The sequence below is a fragment of the Pseudomonas sp. S2_F03 genome (genome assembly GCF_054668335.1).
In genome coordinates this window covers 2,386,444-2,408,084 of record NZ_CP162759.1, presented here as the reverse complement: position 1 = coordinate 2,408,084, position 21,641 = coordinate 2,386,444, and the positions used below count along the sequence as shown (strand labels likewise).

Genomic DNA, 21,641 nt, shown 5'->3' with positions numbered 1-21,641 from the left:
CTGAGGCGTACAAAGCAGTTGTCGTGCCTGTTTTGAAACAATTAGACACAAACAATCGCCGGCGCACTCGGAATGCGGGCTGCGCGGCCAAGGATGGTACTGCGCACAACACTACCGAATTAATACCCACCAACATAGGGGGGGATATATACCCAAGTTCGGGAGTGTGTGAGGTGAAGTTTAAGTGTTCGCTGCGTGAGTTAGGTCCTAAGTACTGAATGAGAAATGTTGTCTATATCTACTCCGGACGGAATGATATTGCAAGAAAAAACTATTGAAGTATTAGTCGTGAAGTTTTTGTTTTGATATTAAATAAAAGCCATAGCTCACGCAGTGTAACTTGTACACGCGCGGAGTTTATATTTTATGAATGTTTATCCCCCCTGATGACCTAGGTTGTAAGCGGGTCGTAAATGAATTTAGTTCCCGAGAAGTGTGGTGAGCAATTGCTATGCCAGGCTGGTAAGTAATAATCATGGAAAATATTTTCCTTTATATTCATTGGCTTGTGATTGTTTGTGTAAGCCGGTGTTGGCATGTATTGGGGGATTGCACCCAGTAATGGGGGAAGTTCACCATGTTTGAGGTATGTCTGTAGTCGTTGTTGGTATGTGGTGCCGGGTGTGTTTGCAAGGCATTTCTATTTGTATTGATTTAAATAAAAATATTGATTTTTTTGTTACTGAAATTTTTTGTTACAGCTAGAGTTGGGTTAAGCGCACCCGTCGGTGCGACAGAGCAATGTCTTAATCAAACCTGAGCCAAGAGAGCACTTTGCCAGTTAAGCGTCGCCTTGCCCGAGCCATTTCTAGTGGTGTAACTACTCGTGCAAGCAGCAAAATTTATGGCGATGAGTTCATCTCGCAACAGGATAATCCCGGAGCTTGGCTACTCCGCACTGAATCGAGAATGTCATGATGTTTAAGTACTTGGACCTCTTTCGAATCACCCGTTTAGCCTGTGCGATGGCGGGGGCTCTTTTGACCATCGGTCTACCGGTCGCGAGTGCCTGGGCCGCTGACCCGGTAGCGGTCGATCCGCCCGTACTGGACGTGCCCACTCTGCAATCGCTGCGTGGACTGCTCCCGCCCGACCCGTCGGGAACCGAAGGCGGGCGCAAAGTCGACCTCATGACTGACTACGTGCTCAATCGCTCTGCGGCGGTTCTCTTGGGCAAAGCGCTGTTCTGGGACATGGAGATCGGCAGTGACGGTTCGACGGCTTGTGCCTCCTGCCACTTCCACGCGGGTGTTGATCACCGCACCACCAACCAGATCAACCCCGGTCAGGCGAATACCAACGCGAACGTTTCGTCGATCTTCAACAAGCCGTTCACCGCCTCGGACATTCCAGGCGACGTGCCGAGCTACACCACCAAATCAGGAGGCAAGGGCGGCCCGAATTACCTGCTGAAGAAAGACGACTTTCCGACCCATGTATTGGCTGATCCGATGGATCGCAATTCGGCGATTGTCTATTCGACTGACGATGTGATCGGGTCCCAGGGCGTATTCGACGCCAACTTCGTCAAACCCCATCAGGCACGTTTCGACAAGTGCATTCAGCAACCGGACGGCATCTTCCAGGTAGGTGGCATCAATGTCCGCCGCAGCACCGGGCGCAACGCACCCACGGTGATCAATGCCGCGTTCAACGTGCGTAACTTTTGGGATGGTCGCGCCAATAACGTCTTCAACGGCTTCTCTCCATTTGGCAATCGCGATCCTGACGCCGGGATTTTCGTGACCGGCGATCGCAGTGGCGTGGCGACCAAAGTCAGACTGGCGCTCAAGGATGCTTCCGCCGCTTCGCAAGCGGTAGGGCCTCCCGGCAGTCCGGTGGAAATGTCCTGCGGCGGTCGTACGTTCGCCGACATTGGCCGACGCATGCTCGACACCTTGATGCTCAAGCAGCAGCGGATTTCCTCTACCGATTCGGTACTGGGGCCAGTGTCCGGCGCCCGCCGGCCGACCTACCGTGAGCTGATCAAGAACGCGTTCCAGCCGCGCCTGTGGAATGCCACGCAGCAGGTCTCGCTGGGTGGTGCGCCATACACCCAGATGGAGGCGAACTTCCCGCTGTTCTTCGGGCTGGCGATTCAGATGTATGAGTCCACGCTGATCTCGGACCAGGCGCCGTTGGATGCCTATTTGCAGGGCGATCATACGGCCATGAACGACCAGCAGGTCCAGGGCATGAATCTGTTCCTGGGCAAGGGCAAGTGCATCAGTTGCCATGGTGGCGCGGAGTTGACCAACGCCGGTAGCCGGTTGCTGTTCCATCCTCGGGAACGGATCGAGCGCATGGTGATGGCCGACAACCTGACCACGCTGTATGACAACGGCTTCTACAACACCGGGGTGCGTCCAACGTCGGAAGACCTGGCGCTCGGTGGCTCGGATGCCTGGGGCAATCCATTGTCCTTCACTCGCGAGTACAACACCGTACTCCAGGGCGGCCAGATCCCTGACCCGCTGGAGGTCGATGTGTGCACCTTCGAAGCGCTTTTGAGCCCGGCGATCCCTTGTGATGCGACGCTCAAGCCGAATGTCGGTTTTCGCGACGCGGTCGATGGCGCCTTCAAGACGCCGACCCTGCGTAACATCGCGTTGACCGGACCGTATTTCCACAACGGCAGTCGCGCGACGCTGCGTCAGGTCATGGAGTTCTACAACCGTGGCGGCGACCGGCGTGGTGAGGATGCCAGCAACACCAGTGGCTTCGACCACCCAGCGGTCAATCAGCACAACGGCTCAAACCTCGACCCGGACATGACTCGGCTGAACCTCACCCCGGATGAAGTGGATGCGCTGGTCAAATTCATGGAAGTCGGACTGACCGATCCTCGGGTCGCATGGGAACGGGCGCCGTTTGATCATCCGTCGCTGGTGCTGGCACAGGGCGAAAAGGGTGATGAAAACTCCGTCGGGCAAAAGCCGGCGAGTCCGAAGATCACTACCCGACAAGCGCAGGATGCCGAAATCCAGCTCAAACCGGTCGGTGCTGAAGGTCGCCCAAGTCTGGAGGGGCCGCTGCAACCGTTCAACAACGACCTGTAATCATATTTCCCTTTACGTCACTGGCGGCTGATGCTCGCCAGTGACGCTTTTTTGTAAATACCGCAGTATTTCACTCAGCAAATCGGGGTTTCTGCCGTTACAGTTGGTGGGCACAATGCCATCTATTTGTCGTGACGGTCGGAGCTTTACCCTTGCCGCGTTCTTCCGCTGTGCGTTTCAGCCATTTCCTACCGTCGATACTGCTCTTGCTTGCGGGGCTTGCGGCTGCCTATATCAAGGAATTGAACGTTTTTTTCACCTCGCTGTTCAACGTGCTACCGACTCTTGTGCTGTTGCTCGGCGGTGCGTACTGCGCGGTTTATCGACGTCAGCGTGAGCTGTTTCTGATGGTCACGGTGTACATCGCCTACTTTCTGCTCGACACCCAAACCGACTATTACCGCGACAACGGCAAAGTCCGTGATGACGCAGCAGTGGTTTTCCACCTGTGTTGCCTGTTGCTGCCGCTGATGTTTGGCGTATTCGCTGCCTGGCAGGAACGCACACACTTGTTTCAGGACATGGTGGCGCGCTTTGCTGTGTTGCTGGCCGTCGGCAGTGTGGCGTTGGGGCTGGAGCAAAGTTACCCACAAGCCTTGCTGACATGGCTGTCCGAAATCCGCTGGCCGGCGCTGCATGGCGCCTGGATGAGCCTGATCCAGCTGTCCTATCCGGTGTTCATCGCCTCGTTCTTGCTCCTGAGCTGGCAATACTGGCGTAACCCAAGACCTTTGCATGCGGCTCAACTGGTCGGTTTGCTCGGTTTGTTCTGGGCACTGCCGAAAACCTTCATTCTGCCGTTTACCCTCAACATCATGTGCAGCCAGGTGATGTTGATGATTGCGGCGGCGGTCGCCCACGAAGCCTATCAAATGGCCTTCCGTGATGAACTCACCGGCCTGCCGGGTCGTCGTGCCTTGAACGAGCGGATGCAGCGGCTGGGGCGTAATTACGTGCTGGCGATGAGCGACGTCGATCACTTCAAGAAATTCAACGATACCCATGGTCATGATGTGGGTGACCAGGTGCTGCGCCTGGTGGCCAGCAAACTGTCGAAAATTGGCGGAGGCGGTAGGGCGTATCGCTACGGCGGTGAGGAATTTGCGCTGGTGTTTGCAGGCAAGACGCTCGAAGAGTGCATGCCGCACCTGGAAGTCATTCGTGAATCCATCGCCACCTACAGTATTCAGCTGCGCAATCAGGACAACCGCCCTCAGGACGACCAACAGGGACGTCAGCGCCGCTCGGGCCCCGGCGCGTCCAGTGTGTCGGTCACTGTCAGCATCGGCGTCGCCGAACGCGTGGATCAGCGCACCCCCGAAAAGGTCCTCAAGTCCGCGGACGAAGCGCTCTACAGCGCCAAGGGCGCCGGGCGAAACTGTGTGGTGGCATTCGGTCAGACGCGTCGTGGCGCCGTGCGAATGGACGCCGCTGCGGGTTGAGTGATGATGGCGCATTCAGCGTCTGGACTGTGATTGTTCGGCGTGGTGGGCGGCAGTAGGTTTGAAGCATCTGCTGACGGAGAAACGACCATGCCTGAGTACAAAGCTCCCCTGCGCGACATGCGCTTTCTGATCGACCACGTCTTCGACTTTCACGCCAATTACGCCGCGCTGGGTGCCACTGAGGCCAGTCCGGACATGGTCAACGCGATCCTCGAAGAAGGTGCGAGATTCTGCGAGAACGTGCTTGCGCCATTGAATCGCAGCGGCGACGAAGAGGGCTGCCATTTCGACAATGGCGTGGTGACGACGCCTACAGGCTTCAAGCAAGCTTTCGCACAATACGTTGAAGGGGGCTGGCATGGTCTGGCGGCTGATCCGGCTTACGGCGGGCAAGGCTTGCCAAGTTCCCTGGGCCTGGTCATCAGCGAAATGGTCGGTTCCAGCAACACCTCGTGGGGCATGTACCCGGGCCTGACCCATGGTGCGATGTCAGCGATCCACGCCCACGGCACCGAAGAACAGAAGCAGACCTACCTGAGCAAACTTACCGCTGGCCAGTGGACAGGCACCATGTGCCTGACCGAAGCCCATTGCGGCACCGACCTGGGCATCATCAAGACGCGGGCCGTGCCGTCAACCGATGGCAGCTATGCAATCTCCGGAAGCAAGATTTTCATCTCTGCCGGCGAGCACGACATGAGTGACAACATCATTCATCTGGTGCTGGCGAAACTGCCGGATGCGCCGGCAGGCACCCGAGGCATTTCGCTGTTTATCGTGCCTAAATTCCTGCCCGGTGGCGACGGAGAAGCGGGCGAACGCAACGCTGTTTCCTGCGGCTCTATCGAACACAAAATGGGCATCAAGGCATCGGCCACTTGTGTGCTGAACTTCGATGGCGCCAAAGGCTTCTTGATCGGGGAGCCGAACAAGGGCCTGAACTGCATGTTCACCATGATGAACCACGCACGCCTCGGCACCGGGATGCAGGGGTTGTGTCTGGGGGAGGCGAGCTTTCAGGGCGCCATCAAATACGCCAACGATCGCTTGCAAATGCGCTCGCTGACCGGCCCGAAAGCGCCAGAAAAAGCCGCCGATCCGATCATCGTGCATCCTGACGTGCGCCGGATGTTGCTGACCATGAAAGCCTTCAACGAAGGCAACCGCGCGTTGACTTACTTCACCGCGCAATTGCTGGACGTGGCGCACTTGAGCCCGGATGAAACCGCACGCCAGGACGCCGAAGACCTGTTGGCCTTTTTGACGCCAATCTGCAAAGCCTTCATGACGGACACCGGGCTGGAGGTGACCAACCACGGCATGCAAGTGTTTGGCGGGCACGGCTTCATTCGTGAATGGGGCATGGAGCAATTGGTTCGCGATTGCCGGATTGCGCCGATCTACGAGGGGACCAATGGCATTCAGGCGTTGGACTTGCTCGGGCGAAAAGTGCTCGGCAGTCAGGGCAAGCTGCTGCGTGGCTTCACCAAAATCGTGCACACATTCTGCGCGGCGAACGCTGGGCATCCGCAGCTCGCCAGCTATGTGGCGCAGCTCAACGAGCTGAATCAGCAGTGGGGCGAACTGACCACCAAGGTCGGCATGGCAGCGATGAAGAATGCGGACGAAGTGGGCGCGGCATCAGTGGATTATTTGATGTACAGCGGTTACATCATCCTTGGCTATCTCTGGCTGCGCATGGCACTGGTGGCTCAGGCGCAACTCGATGCGGGTAGCGGTGATGCCGATTATTGTCAGGGCAAGCTGGCGACCAGCGAGTTTTACTTCAAGCGCTTGTTGCCGCGTACGGCGGCTCATCGCGCGGCGATAGAGGCTGGGAGTGATTGCCTGATGAAGCTGCCGGCAGCGCTGTTCGCACTTTAGTCTTTTAAATCCGCCACATTGGAGCCCGCATCATTGCGGGCTTTTTAATGACCCGATAGTCAGTGACTAAACATTACAAAAGGGTCATGGGCTGACCCTATGTGTCGCAAAAGTTGTTGGGTTACACTCGGACCCAACGAAAGCACCACTCCTACGAATCACCTGTTTAGATCTTGCGAGGTTTGCCATGGCTGACTACAAAGCGCCCCTGCGCGATATGCGCTTCGTTCTCAATGAAGTTTTCGAGGTCGCCAAACTCTGGGCCGAGCTGCCTGCGCTGGCCGAGACCGTCGATGCGGAAACCGTCGAAGCCATTCTCGAAGAAGCCGGCAAGGTCACCAGCAAAAGCATCGCGCCGCTGAGCCGTGCGGCTGACGAAGAAGGTTGCCATTGGGCGGACGGTGCGGTCACCACGCCGGCAGGTTTCCCGCAGGCTTATAAGACTTATGCTGAAGGCGGCTGGGTCGGTGTCGGTGGCGATCCTGCCTACGGCGGCATGGGCATGCCCAAAGCCGTGTCGGCTCAGGTCGAAGAAATGGTCAACTCCGCCAGCCTGTCGTTCGGTCTGTACCCGATGCTGACGGCCGGTGCCTGCCTGTCGATCAACGCCCACGCCAGCGACGAGCTGAAAGCTGCGTACCTGCCAAACATGTACTCCGGTGTCTGGGCCGGTTCCATGTGCCTGACCGAGCCGCATGCCGGTACTGACCTGGGAATCATCCGCACCAAGGCCGAGCCTCAGGCCGACGGTTCCTACAAAGTCAGCGGCACCAAGATCTTCATCACCGGCGGTGAGCACGACCTGACCGAGAACATCATCCACCTGGTGCTGGCCAAGCTGCCGGACGCGCCGGCGGGGCCGAAAGGTATTTCGCTGTTCCTGGTGCCGAAGTTCATGGTCAATGCCGATGGCAGCCTGGGTGCGCGCAACCCGGCAAACTGCGGTTCGATCGAACACAAAATGGGCATCCAGGCGTCCGCGACCTGCGTGATGAACTTCGACGAAGCCGTGGGTTACCTGGTCGGTGAGCCGAACAAAGGCCTGGCGGCGATGTTCACCATGATGAACTACGAGCGTCTGGGCGTGGGTATCCAGGGCCTGGCCACCGGCGAGCGCTCTTATCAGAACGCCGTTGAATACGCTCGCGACCGCCTGCAAAGCCGTTCGCCGACCGGCGCGCAAAACAAAGACAAAGTCGCGGACCCGATCATCGTCCACCCGGACGTACGCCGCATGCTGCTGACCATGAAAGCCTCGAACGAAGGTGGCCGTGCGTTCTCGACTTACGTCGCCATGCAACTCGACACCGCCAAGTTCAGCGAAGACGCGACTACCCGCAAACGCGCTGAAGACCTGGTGGCGTTGCTGACGCCAGTGGCCAAGGCATTCCTGACCGACCTGGGTCTGGAAACCACCGTTCACGGCCAACAGGTTTTTGGCGGCCACGGTTACATCCGCGAGTGGGGCCAGGAGCAACTGGTGCGTGACGTTCGTATCACGCAGATCTACGAAGGCACCAACGGCATTCAGGCGCTGGACCTGGTCGGGCGCAAGATCGTCGGCACCGGCGGCGCGTTCTACAACTTGTTTGCTGACGAGATCCGCCACTTCACCGCAACAGCCAGCGCCGATCTGGCAGAGTTCACCAAGCCGCTGAACGATGCGGTAACGACCCTCGACGAGCTGACCGCGTGGTTGCTGGATCGCGCCAAAAACAACCCGAATGAAATCGGTGCGGCGTCGGTCGAGTACCTGCAAACCTTCGGTTATGTGGCATATGCCTACATGTGGGCACTGATGGCCAAGGCTGCGTTGGGCAAAGAAGCGCAGGACGACTTCTACGCGAGCAAGCTGGGTACGGCGCGGTTCTATTTCGCACGCCTGTTGCCACGTATTCACTCGTTGAGCGCGTCGGTGAAAGCCGGTAGCGAGTCCCTGTTCCTGCTGGATGCTGCGCAGTTCTGACAAGGTAACGTCATGTAAGCAATCTCTTACATGACGTGCTGCTGTTTTCCCATAGGCGTAGATTGGATCCACAGTTAATCTACTTCACATGGACGTCGCGCAGGAAGCGCAAAGCAACAACACGGACACGTAGGATTCTGCCAGGACGGCGGAGTGAAATGGATGTCAGGGAAACAGTCTGCAAAGCCCCGCTTCGGCGGGGTTTTCTTTTGCCTGCAGAAAAGTGCTCAGCTCAGTCCGTCCAAGGTCGTCGAGCTATTCAAGCGCTGATCCGGACCGTTCATCACTTCTTCCAGCAGCGTGCGTAACAAGGCCAGTGAGGTCTGTTGCCGCTGTACATCGCGACACACCAATCCGACTTTCAGCGGCACACGTGGCTCGGTCAGTGGTTTCCACAGCAGCTCGTTATTACCGAGTGCCTTTTGCGAACGCCCCGGCAGCACCGTCGCCAGTCGGGTGTGTGGCAGGCTGTCGAGAATCCCCGCCATGTTGTTCAGTTCGGCCTGCACTTGCGGGCGCCTGCCGAGGGCGGCCAGTTGCGTCTGCCAGATCTGTCGCACCTGAAACTCTTCTCCCAGTAGCAGCATCGGCAACTCGGCGGCCTGGCTCATGGAGACTTTCTTGAATTCGCGCAACGGGTGGTCAGCGGGAATGACAAGAGTCAGTTCATCTTCGTACAGCATCACCCCATGCAACCCTGGCTGCCTGGGTGGCAGGTAGCTGATGCCAATGTCCAGTGAACCATTAAGCAGGCGTCGCTCGATTTCCAGCCCGGTCAGTTCGTAGATCTGCACCACCAGATGCGGTTGGGCTTTGCGCACCCGTTCGAGCATTTGCGGCACCAGGCTGGTGTGGACCGTCTGCAACACGCCAATCGCCAGTGTGCGCAGCGCCTGTCCCTTGAAATTGCCCAACGCTTCACGCGCGCGTTGCATGCCGTCAAGTAAAGGCAATGCATGGTTGTACAACGTGTGGGCGGCCAGGGTTGGCAGCAGGCGTTTGCTGCTGCGTTCAAACAGGCTCACATCGAGGTTCTGCTCGAGGTGGCGGATCTGCTGGGATAACGCCGGCTGGGAGATTGAAAGCCGCTCGGCGGCCCGGCCGACATGGCCTTCTTCGTAGACCGCGACGAAATACCGCAGTTGCTTGAAATCCATAAGTAACGCTTATTGAAAATGCTGGAAAATCGAAATAGCTCAAGGCCGTGCCTGCGCCTAGTCTAACCGCATTCACAAGGCTTACAGGGCCGCAAAGCACCATGAATTCTGTTTGCAGCGAGACTGTTTACATAGGTAAGGCAAAAAACCTCAAGCGAGGTTTTTTCGGATGAATTTGTTCAGTTTGCGGCGTAGTCCGCCCAGTCTTGATGATTTGGCGGTCGACACCTTCCAGCCCACCCACCACCACAACCCTTCCAGCGAGTACATGATGCCCAGCGTCGAGCGGCCGAAACAGATTTTCGTCCGTGGTCAGGGTTCCTGGTTATGGGACAGCGAGGATCGTGCTTACCTGGATTTCACTCAAGGTGGTGGGACCAATAGCCTGGGGCACAGTCCTTCGGTATTGGTTCAGGCGATTTCGCAACAGGCTCAATCACTGATCAACCCCGGTTTTGCGCTGCACAACCGCGGCCGGCTCAACCTTGCGGGGCGTTTGTGCACCGCGACTGGCAGCGATCAGGCGTACCTGCTCAACAGTGGCAGCGAAGCCTGTGACGCGGCAATCTCCTTGGCGTGTAAATGGGGCGAGCGTTATCGCGGTGGTGCCTCGCGCATTATCGTTGCCAGCAACAGTTGCCATGGCCGTCATCTGGCAACGATGTCGGCGTCGGACGTGCACCACGTTCCCTTCAATGATCTGGCGGCCATGCACGCGGCGGTCGACGCCCGGACCGTGGCAATCATGCTTGAACCGATCCAGAACGATGCGGGCGTGATCCCGGCCACTGAGCATTACCTCAAGGGTGTGGAACGGCTGTGTCGCGAACTGGGCATTCTGTTGATCTTCGATGAAGTACAAACGGGCATCGGCCGTTGTGGCACTCTGCTCGCCGAACAGTCCTACGGCGTTCGGGCCGATGTCATCGTTCTCGGCAAAGGACTCGGTGGTGGTGTGCCACTGGCGGCGCTGCTGGCACGGGGCAAGGCGTGCTGTGTTGACGTCGGCGACCTGAGCGGCAGCCATCATGGCAATGCCCTGATGACCGCTGCCGGCCTGGCGGTGCTCGACAGTGTGCAGGAAAAAGGTTTTCTCGAGCATGTCGCGCAGACCGGCCAGCATCTGCGCGAAGGACTGCGGCTTTTGTCCCATCGCTATGGCCACGGCGAATTGCGCGGGCAAGGGCTGTTCTGGGGGCTGACGTTGTCCGACGATTCGGCTGACGCTGTCGTCAAAGCCGCGTTGTACGAAGGTTTGCTGCTTGACGCCCCACAACCCGATTGTTTGCGCTTCACCCCGGCCCTCACCGTCAGCAACGCCAACATCGACGAAATGCTCCTGCGCCTGACCCGCGCCTTCTCCCGGGTGCGCACTGCACAGTTGCAGTGCCGAAAAGGGATTGCGGTCTGATCAGACTCGTCCCACACAAACACCAGAACCGTCTCGCGGTAATAACGCATCGCCCCGCGTTTGATCCTTTCGCGTGGGGCGTTTTTTTGTCTGCAAAACCTGGCGAAGTGTCGGCGCTCGGTAATCAGTGCACTGAACCCTGACGCACGACACAGGTCGATTAGGTGTATGGCTCGCGTGAGCCCATTCAAATCAGGAGCTACCCCATGGACTTTATTCGAATCATCATCGCCATTCTGTTGCCGCCATTGGGTGTGTTTCTGCAGGTCGGATTTGGCGGGGCGTTCTGGTTGAACATTCTGCTGACCTTGTGCGGTTATATTCCCGGGATCGTGCACGCGGTGTACATCATCGCCAAGCGCTGAGCCAGGCCTCAAACGCCCTGATCGATTACCCTGCGATAAAACAACCACTCCTGTTCCAGGGCATGGGCCTGATTGCCAGCCTTGCGGAAGCCGTGGCGCTCGTCGGCGTAGTAATGCGCTTCCACCAGGATGCCGTTGTCCTGTAGTGCCTCGACCATGTCCCGGGTCTGTTGCGGCACAACCACGGCGTCCAGTTCACCCTGAAAGAAAATCATCGGTACACGGATGTTGCTCGCATGCAGCAACGGCGTTCGTGCGGCGTAGCGTTTGGCATCCTGCACCGGATCACCGATCAGCCAGTCCAGATAATCGCCTTCGAATTTATGAGTCGCCCGTCCCAATGCCACGGGATCGCTGACGCCGTACAGACTGGCGCCAGCGCGGAAAACGTTCTTGAACGCCAGGGCACACAGGGTGGTGTAACCGCCAGCGCTGCCACCGCGAATGAACGCGTTGTCGCCGTCGATCAACCCGCGTTCGGCGAGGTGGGCGACGACTGCGCAGGCGTCCTCGACGTCCACCTCGCCCCAACTCAAATGCAGCGCTTGGCGATATGCCCGGCCGTAACCGCTGCTGCCCCGATAGTTGAGGTCGGCCACGGCAAAGCCGCGTTGCGCCCAATACTGGATGCGCGGATCGAGCATCGGGTAGCACGCCGAGGTCGGGCCGCCGTGGATGAACACCACCAGCGGTGGTTTCGCCTCCCCGGTCGTGGCCGGGTAGAAGAACCCGTGCGCTTCGCCCGAACCGCTCGGGTAGCGCAGGGTTTGTGGCACGCTGATCTGCTCGACCGGCATGGGTGTGACACCACCGGCCAGTACCTTGACCCGCCGGGTGCTGCGGTCGATGGCGATCACCGCTGCCGAACTGATCGGTGAGGCGGCGATGCAGTAGATGAATTGCTCATCCAGTGCGAGATGGCGGAAGCGGCTGTAGTCACCGGTGAAATCTTCACGGGTGTCACCGCAAAGGCCCAGTCGGCCAAAACCGCCTTCGGTCCAGCTCGCCAAAAAAGTGTTGTCGCGCAGCGGGAGCCAGGTGCACCCCCAATTGCCAGGGTGCTGGCCCATGATCGGCCGCGGCGCTCGGCAGCGGATTCAACCCGTCTGAAGACTCGACCCATGGCTGCCAGTATCCGCCACGGTCGGTCAGACAAAACAGCCGGCCGCTGGTATCGAATCGCGGCTGTTGCAACGACTCCTGAGCGGCGTCGCCGGCCACGCAATGCGGCAGCGCAAAGCCACCATCGCTCTGACGTTCGGCCACCATCAGACGCGTTGCAGTCCAAGGCTGGTCCGGCCGACTCCACTCGATCCACGCCAACCGCTGAGCGTCGGGACTCAACGTCGGCGCAGCGTAGAAGTCCGCGCCTTCGGCCAGTAAGTGACGGGCGCCATCGGCCACATCGATCGCGACCAGACGATGTTGATCGTGGTGCTCTTCGACGGCCAGAACCTGTCCGTTGGCGAATTGCAGGTCGCCATAGCGGCATTTACTCGCGGTCAACGCTTCAGGTGTTTCGCCCTGCAGCGATTGCCGATACAGCTGTTGGTCCGCCTCGTTGACGAAAACGATGCCGTCATCGGTCAGACAAAACCCGCCGCCGCCATATTCGTACACTCGACTGCGCACACTAAAACCCGGCGGGGTCAGGCAATGCGCCTGGCCGTCACGCCAATGCCAGATCCGGCAAGCGGCTTCTTCGGGCCGGTATTCGTTCCAGAACAGACCGTGCTGGCCGACCTGCAGTTCGGCAAAGTCGATCGCGGCCGCGACGGCCCTGGAGGCGCTGAAAGGCTCAGCTTTTTGCGATGAGGCGGGAGTTTCGTTCATTGCGAAAGGCCAATTGTTCGATGGTCTGAGTCGCGTGCTCGGCTTCTTCGCGGGCCTTGAGAATCACGCCATGATGTTGAGACTTGCTGCACACTGGGTCGGCGTTGCTCGCGTCACCGGTGAGCATGAACGCCTGGCAACGGCAGCCGCCGAAGTCCTTTTCTTTTTCATCGCAGGAACGGCACGGCTCGGGCATCCAGTTGTAACCGCGAAAGCGGTTGAAGCCGAAGGAGTCGTACCAGATGTGTTGCATGCTGTGGTCGCGCACGTTTGGAAATTGCACCGGCAGCTGTCGGGCGCCGTGACAGGGCAGGGCGGTGCCGTCCGGGGTGACGGTCAGAAAGATGCTGCCCCAGCCATTCATGCAGGCTTTCGGGCGTTCTTCGTAATAGTCCGGCGTGACGAAAATCAGCTTGCACGGATGCCCTTCGGCTTCCAGCTTGGCGCGGTATTCGTTGGTGATGCGCTCGGCGCGGACCAGCTGTTCCCGGGTCGGCAACAACCCGACGCGATTGAGCTGCGCCCAGCCGTAAAACTGGCAGGTGGCGAGTTCGACGAAGTCCGCCTCCAGGGCGATGCACAGCTCGATGATCCGGTCGATCTTGTCGATGTTGTGCCGATGGGTCACGAAATTCAGCACCATCGGGTAGCCGTGGGCTTTCACCGCGCGGGCCATTTCCAGCTTCTGCGCAAAGGCTTTTTTCGAGCCGGCCAGCAAGTTGTTCACTTGCTCATCGCTGGCCTGGAAACTGATCTGGATATGGTCCAGGCCGGCCTTCTTGAAATCGCTGATTTTCTGCTCGGTCAGGCCGATGCCGGAGGTGATCAGGTTGGTGTAGAAGCCCAACTTGCGTGCCTCGGCGATCAGCTCGGCGAGGTCCTGGCGCACCAGCGGTTCGCCACCGGAAAAGCCCAACTGCGCCGCACCCATCTCCCGCGCTTCGCGAAAGACCTTGATCCACTGCTCGGTGCTCAGCTCCTTGCCTTGTTCGGCGAAGTCCAGCGGGTTGGAGCAGTAGGGGCATTGCAACGGGCAGCGGTAGGTCAGTTCGGCCAGCAGCCACAGCGGCAGGCCGATTTCGGGTGTGGGCGGTACTTGCACCGACGACTCAGGCAAGTTCGATCCAGTGCTGCGCACGGGCAACCTCCATGAATTGCTCGATGTCGTCACCGAGCTCCGGCACGCCGGGGAACTGCAGGTCGAGCTCGGCAATGATTGCCGCAACATCACGCTCGCCATCGATCAAACCGCCAATCAGCGCGGCGCTTTCATTGAGCTTGATCATGCCTTCCGGGTACAGCAGCACATGGCCTTTTTGCGCCGGTTCGTACTGGAAACGGTAGCCGGGACGCCAGGTCGGGGTCTTGCTGCGATCGAAACTCATAAGGTGATTCCTTTATGCCAGACCCGTTGTTCGGTCACGCTGTGATACGGCGGGCGGTTCAGTTCGTAGGCCATGCTCATGGCATCGAGCATGCTCCAAAGGATGTCCAGTTTGAACTGGAGAATTTCCAGCATGCGCTCCTGGCCGGCCCGGGTGGTGTAGTGCTGCAAGGTGATCGCCAGACCGTGTTCCACATCGCGGCGGGCCTGGCCCAGGCGAGTGCGGAAATACTCGTACCCGGCCGGGTCGATCCATGGGTAATGCTGTGGCCAGCTGTCCAGGCGCGATTGATGGATCTGCGGCGCGAACAGTTCAGTCAGCGAGCTGCTGGCGGCTTCCTGCCAACTGGCCCGGCGGGCAAAGTTGACGTAGGCGTCGACGGCAAAACGTACGCCGGGCAGCACCAGTTCATGAGAGCGCAGTTGATCCGGGTCGAGGCCCACAGCCTGGCCCAGACGCAGCCAGGCTTCGATGCCACCGTCTTCGCCGGGGGCGCCATCGTGGTCGAGCAGGCGCTGAATCCACTCGCGACGGATCTCGCGATCCGGGCAGTTGGCGAGGATCGCGGCGTCTTTCAGGGGAATGTTCACCTGATAGTAAAAGCGGTTGGCGACCCAGCCCTGGATCTGCTCGCGAGTCGCCCGGCCTTCATACATCGCCACGTGATAGGGGTGATGGATATGGTAATAGGCGCCTTTGGCGCGCAGGGCGGCCTCGAATTCGGCGGGGGTCATTGCGGTGTCAGTCATTGCGGTTCTCCGGGGAGCAGCCGTGAAATCTTTGGTGTCAGGTCGGACGTCTTCGCGGGCAAGCCCGCTCCCACAGGGGGGGTTGTACGCCACAGAACCCGTGTGGGAGCGGCTTGCCCGCGATGGGGCCATTCGCTACAACACAATACTCATGCCGTCATAAGCCACTTCAACATCCCGCCGAACCAGCTCGGCACGCTCCGGCGAGTCTTCATCAAGAATCGGGTTGGTGTTGTTGATGTGAATAAGCACCTTGCGCTGCTTGGGCAGTTGCTTCAGCACCTCCAGCATGCCGCCGGGGCCGCTCTGCGCCAGGTGGCCCATTTCCCGTCCGGTGCGCGTACCGACGCCGCGACGCTGCATTTCGTCGTCGTCCCACATCGTGCCGTCCACCAACAAGCAATCACTGCTGGCCATGATCTTCAGCAGCGGCGCGTCGACCTTGCCCAGCCCCGGCGCATAGAACAGCTTGCCGCCGGTGTTCAGGTCTTCGACGATCAGACCGATGTTGTCGCCGGGGTGCGGGTCGAAGCGGTGCGGCGAATACGGCGGCGCGGCGCTGCGTAGCGGCAACGGGGTGAATCGCAGGTTTGGGCAGGCCGCGATGGTGAAGCTGCGGTCCAGTTCGATCGGGTTCCAGTCCAGTCCGCCATTCCAGTGGGTCAGCATGGTGAACAGCGGGAATCCGCTGCTCAAATCTTCATGGACCATGTCAGTACACCAGACCTGATGCGGGCAACCTTCGCGCAGGCTGAGCAGGCCGGTGGTGTGGTCGATCTGGCTGTCCATCAGGATGATGGCGCTGATGCCGGTATCACGCAGGGCGCGGCCCGGTTGCAACGGGGCGAAGCTTTGAAGCTGGGCGCGGATGTCCGGTGACGCGTTGCACAACACCCAGTTCACGCCATCATCGGAAATTGCGATAGACGACTGGGTTCGCGCCTTGGCGTTCAGGCTGCCATTGCGAAAACCGGCGCAGTTCACGCAATTGCAATTCCACTGGGGAAAACCACCCCCCGCGGCGGAACCTAGAATCTGGACAAACATGGCCGCTCCATCATTCGAAAACTGAAAATAAAAACGCCTCGGCGAGCCGAGGCGTTGCACTGCGCTACAAAAAGATTAGCGGCTTGCGAAGTACATGGTGACTTCAAAGCCGATACGCAGGTCGGTGTAAGCAGGTTTGGACCAGGACATGGGAGCATTCCTTCAGGTGATGGGACAGTTCAGATCTATACATATAGTCCACCTCCAGTCGGAGATGTTCAGATAGTTAGGTAGCTATGTTACTTAAAATTTCAAAGTAATTGGCTGCCAATGTGTGAGAAAGCTAATTGCAGCCTTGGTAATGATCATTTTGTCGCTTGCCAAAGCGGGTTCGGGCAAGGCGCGCTGGCCAGGGCGCGCCAGCCACCCTGCGCCTGATTCAGCCGCTGTGCCGCAGCCAGCAATGAACGGTGGTCAATCGTCAAAATGGCCTGGGCCAGTTGCTTCAGATAATCCGACGAATGGCCGGCTAATTTACTCTGCCAGAGTAGTTCCGCTGCCTGGACGGTGGGCAGTGCGGCGCTATCAAACTGATCGGCCAAGGCCTGGCGCTGAGCGATGAAAGTGGCGTCGTCGAGGCTTTGAATCATCGAAGTGAAGCCGTTCAGAAACGCCTGGATATGTTCCAGCACGTCCACTGGCGCAACGCTGGGCGATTGCACGCCGAACAGGATCCCGGTTTGCCCATGAATCTGTCGCAGGGCGCTGAACACCGCATAGCCGAGTTGCAACTCCACCCGCAGGCGCTGGTAGAACGGTGTCTGAGCCAGATGCGCGAGCAAGCGCCAGGCGGCTTCGTCGGCGATGTCCTGAGTCGGTGTCGGACAGAAGAGCAGCAACGCGTGTTCGCTGGCGCCGGTATCGACGGTCGTCCAAAGATGCCGGGCGCTGATCGAGGGCGGCGGTGTCAGTTGATTGTCCGCGGTGCCGGGAATACGGCTCAAGGCCAGGCCCATCGCGGCTTGTGTCTGGGTGGACAGGCCAACCGCCAGGCCGTCCCAGCGCGCGCTCGACCAGAGTTGCTGGAGGTCGTCTGAGTCGGCGGTGCGCTCAAGACACTCGTCGGGCAGCGCCTTCAGCAACTGCCGAATCGGTATCAGCGCAGCGCTTGCCGGTTGTTCTTGTGGGACAACGACCTCAGGTTCGGTCAGCACTTTCAGCGCGTGTTCGAGGACAGTCGGCATCGGCTCCTGGAGTCCGGTCATTTTCAGCAGCCATTCATTGCCCGATGCAGTGAAGGAAAAGTCGACGCCGGCCTGACGCGCATCCTCACGTAATGACTGCAGGCGATTTTCCAGGCTCGATTGAAGGCTGGGCAGCGGTTTGAAATCGAGGCGCCAGCGCAGAAATATCGCCCCTTCATCGCTGTTGTCCGCCAAGGCCTGACTGAATTGCTTCGGCGAGTTTTCACGACGACTGCGCGAACGGTCCTGGGCAAACGTGCGCAGGCCTCGGTGTTTGCTGGTCTGACCGCGAATCAACCCGGCATTGGAGGTGGGTGCTTCGTCGCGCAAAAACGGATTTGGCGTCGGCAATTGCCAAGCGCCGCTGAAGTTATCCACAGCGCCGATTTTTTTCAGGAGGTCTTTAAGCGCTGCAACCCCCTGCTCGGACAGCCCGGTTTCGAGCTGCTCGCTGTCCCGTTGGGCCAATGGCAAGGCAGCGCCGACTTGCTGCTGGCGTTGCAGCAAGGCGGCGTATTCTTCGCGCAAGTCGGTCCAGTCTTGATGGGCGGCAAAAAAGCCCAGCCAGTCGAGAAGCTTCTGGCGAATCACACTCGCCGATTGCGCCGTAGCGAGTTCAATGTGCAGCAACGCTTGCCCCGCGAACTGATACAGCGGCGCGGCTTTCAGGCTGTCCGCCAGCCCCTGCTCTTGCAGCGTCGACATCAGACCGCCAGGTTTCGCGGCATTCAGCCAGTGACACAGAAAGGCCAGCGCTTCACGCGATGAGTCGGGCAATGCTTCGAACGCGAACAGAAGATCCAGGCGACGCTCGCCAGCCTGTTGATAAGTGTTCTGCGATGCGTTCATCAGCGCGCCGGGCGTTTGTTGTGCGACCTTGTCCCCGACGGGAATCTCGGCGCCAAAACGCTGAGCTATCTCGCGTAATTCATCGAGACTCTGCGGCCCGGCGAGGCTCAGTGTCAGTTGCCCGGTCTGATAAAACCGTTGATGAAAATCCTTCAAGGCCTGCTGAAACTCAGGGAGCTCCACCGGCAGGCTATCGCGATTTCCGGCATGGAAACCGCGCAAGGGATGGGTCGACGTCAACCCATCGAGCAGCGTCAATTGCCGTTGCGCCGCCGCGTTCTGTGACCAGGCCACAAACTCGGCTTGCAACACTTCGCGCTCGCGCAACTGATCGTCCGGATTCATACGTGGATGGGCGAGCATGTCTGACAGACGCTCCAGCCCGCCGAGAAATGCCTGAGGCGGCAGTTCGAAAAAGAAGTCGGTCGTGCGTTCGCTGGTTCGTGCGTTGACCTGCCCGCCGTGACGTTGCACATAGGCCATCAGCCCTTGGCCCGCAGGAAAGCGCTCAGTCCCCAGAAACAGCAAATGCTCCAGAAAATGCGCCAGGCCGGGCCAGGCCAGCGGCACATCGTGACTGCCCGCCGCAACCCGGAGTGCCGCCGCGCAGCGCTTCAAATTCGGGGCATGACGCAGCGTCACCCGCAAGCCGTTGGCCAGGGTTTCAGTGTGGGGGCGAGGGTGATTCAGCGCAGGCATGAGCACTTCCAGAACAGAGAAGCGCTAATGCTAGCGGATTACAGGGGCTCAGCGCTTGTTAAGGTCGCCGTAAAGCTCGGGACGGCGGTCCAGCAAGTAGCGATTGGCGGCGCGAGAGTCGGTCATCAACTGCCGATCCAGCTCGCCGACGATCAGCGCTTCATCGAGGCCAGCCTGGGCGATGCGGCTGCCATCCGGCGCGGCGATGCTGCTCTGGCCGCAGTAGTGGATGTCGCCTTCATGGCCGCAGTAATTGGCGTAGGCCACATAGCACTGGTTTTCGAAAGCACGGGCGCGGACGGTGACGTCGGCGACGAAGTCGAAGGGAATCATGTTTGCCGTCGGCACCAGGATCAGCTCGGCACCGGCCAGCGCCAGGCGTCGAGCGTTTTCCGGAAACTCCATGTCGTAGCAAATCAGGAAGCCCAGCTTCCAGCCATTGAGCTCAATCACTGGAAAGTCATCTTCGCCAGCACTGAACATCGAGTGATCGAGGTCGCCGAACAAGTGAGTCTTGCGGTAGTTGCACAACCGCTCGCCCTGGGCGTCGATCAACTGCACGGCGTTGTAGATCTGCCCGTCTTCGGTGCGCTCCGGGTAGCCATATAAAATGGCGATCCCGGCAGAACTTGGCAATGCGCGCAATGTGTTGCGCCGATTCACCGTTGTGCACCTCCGCGAGGACGCTGACGGCGTCGACGCCGATGTTGTAGCCGGTCAGGAACATCTCCGGCACTACCAACAAATCGGCGCCTTTCGCTTCCTGGGCCAATTGCTGTAGACGTTGCAGATTGCCGGCGACGTCCAGGGGCAGCGGTGGACATTGGTAAAGGGCTACGCGCATTTCGGATTCCTCTTACTCGGGCAGGGCGATCGGTCCGATCTCGTTGAACACATCACCTGGACCCGGGTTCTCGGCGTGAGTTTCACCGCCGAAATGTTTCATGATGCCCCACACCGCGTTGAGCGAGGTCTGCACCGCGCCTTCAACCCAGGCCGGCGTCCACGAAACGTCGTCGCCAGCGATGAAAATCCCGCGTTGCTCGGCTGGCATCTCGTCTTGCATGAAATGCGCGTACATGCGCTGGTTATAGCGATAGTGGCCGGGCAGGGCGCCTTTGAAGGCCCCGAGGAAATGCGGGTCGGCTTCCCAGGATACGGTGATCGGATCGCCGATGATGCGCGCGGCGATGTCGACTTTCGGGTAGATCTTTTTCAACGCGTCCAGCGCCAGCTTCACGCGTTTTTCCACCGGCTGCGGCAACATTTTCAGTGCGTCGCTCATCCACGAGTACGACAGGCAAATCACCCCCGGCTTATCGTCGCCGTTATCGAACAGGTAGGTGCCACGGGTCAGGCGATCGGTGAGCGTCATGCTCATCAAGTCGCGGCCGGTTTCCGGGTCCTTGTCCTTCCAGAACGGGCGGTCGACCATCACGAACGTCTTCGACGATTGCATGTAGCGCGTGCGATCCAGCGCCATCCACATTTTTTGCGAGAACAGGCTTTCGTCGCATTCGATCTGGGTGGTCAGCAGCCAGCTCTGGCAAGTGGTCAGCACCGCGGCGTATTCGCGGGTATCACCCCAGTTGTCGGTGACGGCGAAACGGCCACCCGGTGCATGGGCAATCTTCTTCACGCCGGTACGCGGTGCTCCGTTGTGCAGGGAGCTGAGGCTGGTGCCTTCAGGCCAGTGCACGCAACGTTCCGGCACATGGCGCCAGATACCCTGTGGCACCTGTTCCACCCCACCGACCACCAAGTGCTGATGATCGTCGCAGTTGGTCATCACCACGCGGAAGATTTCCAGCATCGAGTTGGGGAAATCCGAGTCCCAGCCGCCGGTGCCGAAACCGACCTGGCCGAACACTTCGCGGTGATGGAACGACAGCTTGGCGAACGCTTTGGAGGTGGCGACGAAGTCGTAGAAGGTGCGGTCGTCCCACAGCGGGACGAGGGTGTTCCACAGTTCCTTGAGGCGTGGCACGTCGCGGTCGCGGATCGCTTGCTGGATATCGGAGAACTGCGAGCCGGCTTCCAGGGCGTCGGCCCAGGCGTCAGCTACTTCCTGGAACAGTGCAGGAAGATCTGCCAGTTTTTGTGCGTAATGGGTTTTGCCTTCCAGATCGATCACGGTGCTGCCCGACGCGGGTGTCAGCGGGTTCGGGAAGGGTTTGGTCTCAAGACCGAGCTTGTCGACGTAGTGATAGAACGCGGTGGACGAGACCGGAAAACGCATGCCACCGAGCTCGGCAATAATGCCTTCAGCACCATTGAACGCTTGGGAACGCAGGCGCCCGCCCATTTTCGAGGCTTCGTAGACGACGGGTTTGAGGCCCAGTTTCATCAATTCGTAAGCCGCCACCAAGCCGGCGATACCAGCACCGACAATCGCTACTTCGGCACCGTGGTTGTGCGCAGGAATGCTGCCCAGACCCGCCGGGTGTTCGATCCAGTCGTCGAAGGCGAAAGGAAAGTCCGGGCCGAAAATGGTGACTGGTTTTTTACCGTCTGCAGGATGGCGATTGTTCTTGTTCATGGCTGACCTTGCTGGCGACCCGACGCGGGATGCGCGTCTGAGTATAGGAAAAGATGGCAGCCATTCTAG

Annotated in this window: 14 protein-coding genes and 2 pseudogenes; 6 read left to right on the top strand and 10 right to left on the bottom strand. The window is 59.3% G+C overall.

All coding sequences use genetic code 11. The annotated features are described in order from the left end of the window. Nucleotides 1–965 precede the first annotated feature (965 nt). The 4 genes from AB4N76_RS11405 to AB4N76_RS11390 all read left to right on the top strand — a co-directional run bounded on the left by AB4N76_RS11405 (nucleotide 966) and on the right by AB4N76_RS11390 (nucleotide 8,354). Nucleotides 966–3,059 carry a cytochrome-c peroxidase gene (locus tag AB4N76_RS11405; RefSeq protein ID WP_460164608.1) on the top strand — a complete coding sequence of 698 codons (2,094 nt, stop codon included), beginning with the start codon at nucleotides 966–968 and terminating at the stop codon, nucleotides 3,057–3,059. 152 nt (nucleotides 3,060–3,211) lie between these two features. Next, the gene (locus tag AB4N76_RS11400) at nucleotides 3,212–4,501 is read left to right on the top strand and encodes a GGDEF domain-containing protein (protein ID WP_046029938.1); all 1,290 of its coding nucleotides are present in this window, start codon (nucleotides 3,212–3,214) and stop codon (nucleotides 4,499–4,501) included. Nucleotides 4,502–4,591: 90 nt separating this feature from the next. Then, on the top strand, nucleotides 4,592–6,388 hold the full coding sequence (locus AB4N76_RS11395; RefSeq protein WP_046029939.1) for an acyl-CoA dehydrogenase C-terminal domain-containing protein: 1,797 nt from the start codon (nucleotides 4,592–4,594) through the stop codon (nucleotides 6,386–6,388). Between the two features lie 187 nt (nucleotides 6,389–6,575). Further along, nucleotides 6,576–8,354: an acyl-CoA dehydrogenase C-terminal domain-containing protein gene (locus AB4N76_RS11390; RefSeq protein WP_460164466.1), complete on the top strand. Its 1,779-nt coding sequence runs from the start codon at nucleotides 6,576–6,578 to the stop codon at nucleotides 8,352–8,354. Between the two features lie 227 nt (nucleotides 8,355–8,581). Here AB4N76_RS11390 and AB4N76_RS11385 read toward each other — a convergent pair whose 3' ends face one another. Beyond that, nucleotides 8,582–9,511, bottom strand: a complete 930-nt coding sequence (locus AB4N76_RS11385; protein ID WP_109785564.1) for a LysR family transcriptional regulator — start codon at nucleotides 9,509–9,511, stop codon at nucleotides 8,582–8,584. 169 nt (nucleotides 9,512–9,680) lie between these two features. Between AB4N76_RS11385 and AB4N76_RS11380 the strand changes: the two genes are divergently transcribed. Both AB4N76_RS11380 and AB4N76_RS11375 read left to right on the top strand, forming a co-directional pair. Continuing rightward, the gene (locus tag AB4N76_RS11380; protein WP_460164465.1) at nucleotides 9,681–10,922 is read left to right on the top strand and encodes an aspartate aminotransferase family protein; all 1,242 of its coding nucleotides are present in this window, start codon (nucleotides 9,681–9,683) and stop codon (nucleotides 10,920–10,922) included. Nucleotides 10,923–11,128: 206 nt separating this feature from the next. Continuing rightward, entirely contained in the window at nucleotides 11,129–11,287 is a 159-nt protein-coding gene (locus tag AB4N76_RS11375) for a YqaE/Pmp3 family membrane protein (protein ID WP_003228885.1), read from the top strand. A gap of 8 nt (nucleotides 11,288–11,295) precedes the next feature. Here AB4N76_RS11375 and AB4N76_RS11370 read toward each other — a convergent pair. The 9 genes and pseudogenes from AB4N76_RS11370 to AB4N76_RS11330 all read right to left on the bottom strand — a co-directional run bounded on the left by AB4N76_RS11370 (nucleotide 11,296) and on the right by AB4N76_RS11330 (nucleotide 21,572). Continuing rightward, nucleotides 11,296–13,120 (bottom strand): annotated as a pseudogene (locus AB4N76_RS11370) (S9 family peptidase). After that, nucleotides 13,086–14,222 (bottom strand): pyrroloquinoline quinone biosynthesis protein PqqE, encoded by a 1,137-nt coding sequence (gene pqqE / locus AB4N76_RS11365; protein ID WP_408981008.1) that lies wholly within the window; start codon nucleotides 14,220–14,222, stop codon nucleotides 13,086–13,088. Before pqqE ends, AB4N76_RS11370 begins: the two are co-directional and overlap by 35 nt. Nucleotides 14,223–14,229: 7 nt before the next feature. After that, nucleotides 14,230–14,505: a pyrroloquinoline quinone biosynthesis peptide chaperone PqqD gene (gene pqqD / locus AB4N76_RS11360; protein ID WP_077431161.1), complete on the bottom strand. Its 276-nt coding sequence runs from the start codon at nucleotides 14,503–14,505 to the stop codon at nucleotides 14,230–14,232. After that, nucleotides 14,502–15,254: a pyrroloquinoline-quinone synthase PqqC gene (pqqC, locus tag AB4N76_RS11355; RefSeq protein WP_109785560.1), complete on the bottom strand. Its 753-nt coding sequence runs from the start codon at nucleotides 15,252–15,254 to the stop codon at nucleotides 14,502–14,504. The genes pqqD and pqqC overlap by 4 nt, the downstream gene beginning before the upstream one ends. A gap of 135 nt (nucleotides 15,255–15,389) precedes the next feature. Continuing rightward, nucleotides 15,390–16,301, bottom strand: a complete 912-nt coding sequence (gene pqqB / locus AB4N76_RS11350; RefSeq protein ID WP_046029950.1) for a pyrroloquinoline quinone biosynthesis protein PqqB — start codon at nucleotides 16,299–16,301, stop codon at nucleotides 15,390–15,392. Nucleotides 16,302–16,376: 75 nt separating this feature from the next. Continuing rightward, the gene (gene pqqA / locus AB4N76_RS11345) at nucleotides 16,377–16,451 is read right to left on the bottom strand and encodes a pyrroloquinoline quinone precursor peptide PqqA (protein WP_009045898.1); all 75 of its coding nucleotides are present in this window, start codon (nucleotides 16,449–16,451) and stop codon (nucleotides 16,377–16,379) included. 155 nt (nucleotides 16,452–16,606) lie between these two features. Then, nucleotides 16,607–19,033, bottom strand: coding sequence for a pyrroloquinoline quinone biosynthesis protein PqqF (gene pqqF / locus AB4N76_RS11340; protein ID WP_460164464.1), 2,427 nt, complete (start codon nucleotides 19,031–19,033; stop codon nucleotides 16,607–16,609). A gap of 48 nt (nucleotides 19,034–19,081) precedes the next feature. Beyond that, nucleotides 19,082–19,877: pseudogene (locus tag AB4N76_RS11335) on the bottom strand (carbon-nitrogen hydrolase family protein). A gap of 12 nt (nucleotides 19,878–19,889) precedes the next feature. Further along, nucleotides 19,890–21,572 carry a flavin monoamine oxidase family protein gene (locus AB4N76_RS11330; protein ID WP_046029954.1) on the bottom strand — a complete coding sequence of 561 codons (1,683 nt, stop codon included), beginning with the start codon at nucleotides 21,570–21,572 and terminating at the stop codon, nucleotides 19,890–19,892. Nucleotides 21,573–21,641 lie beyond the last annotated feature (69 nt).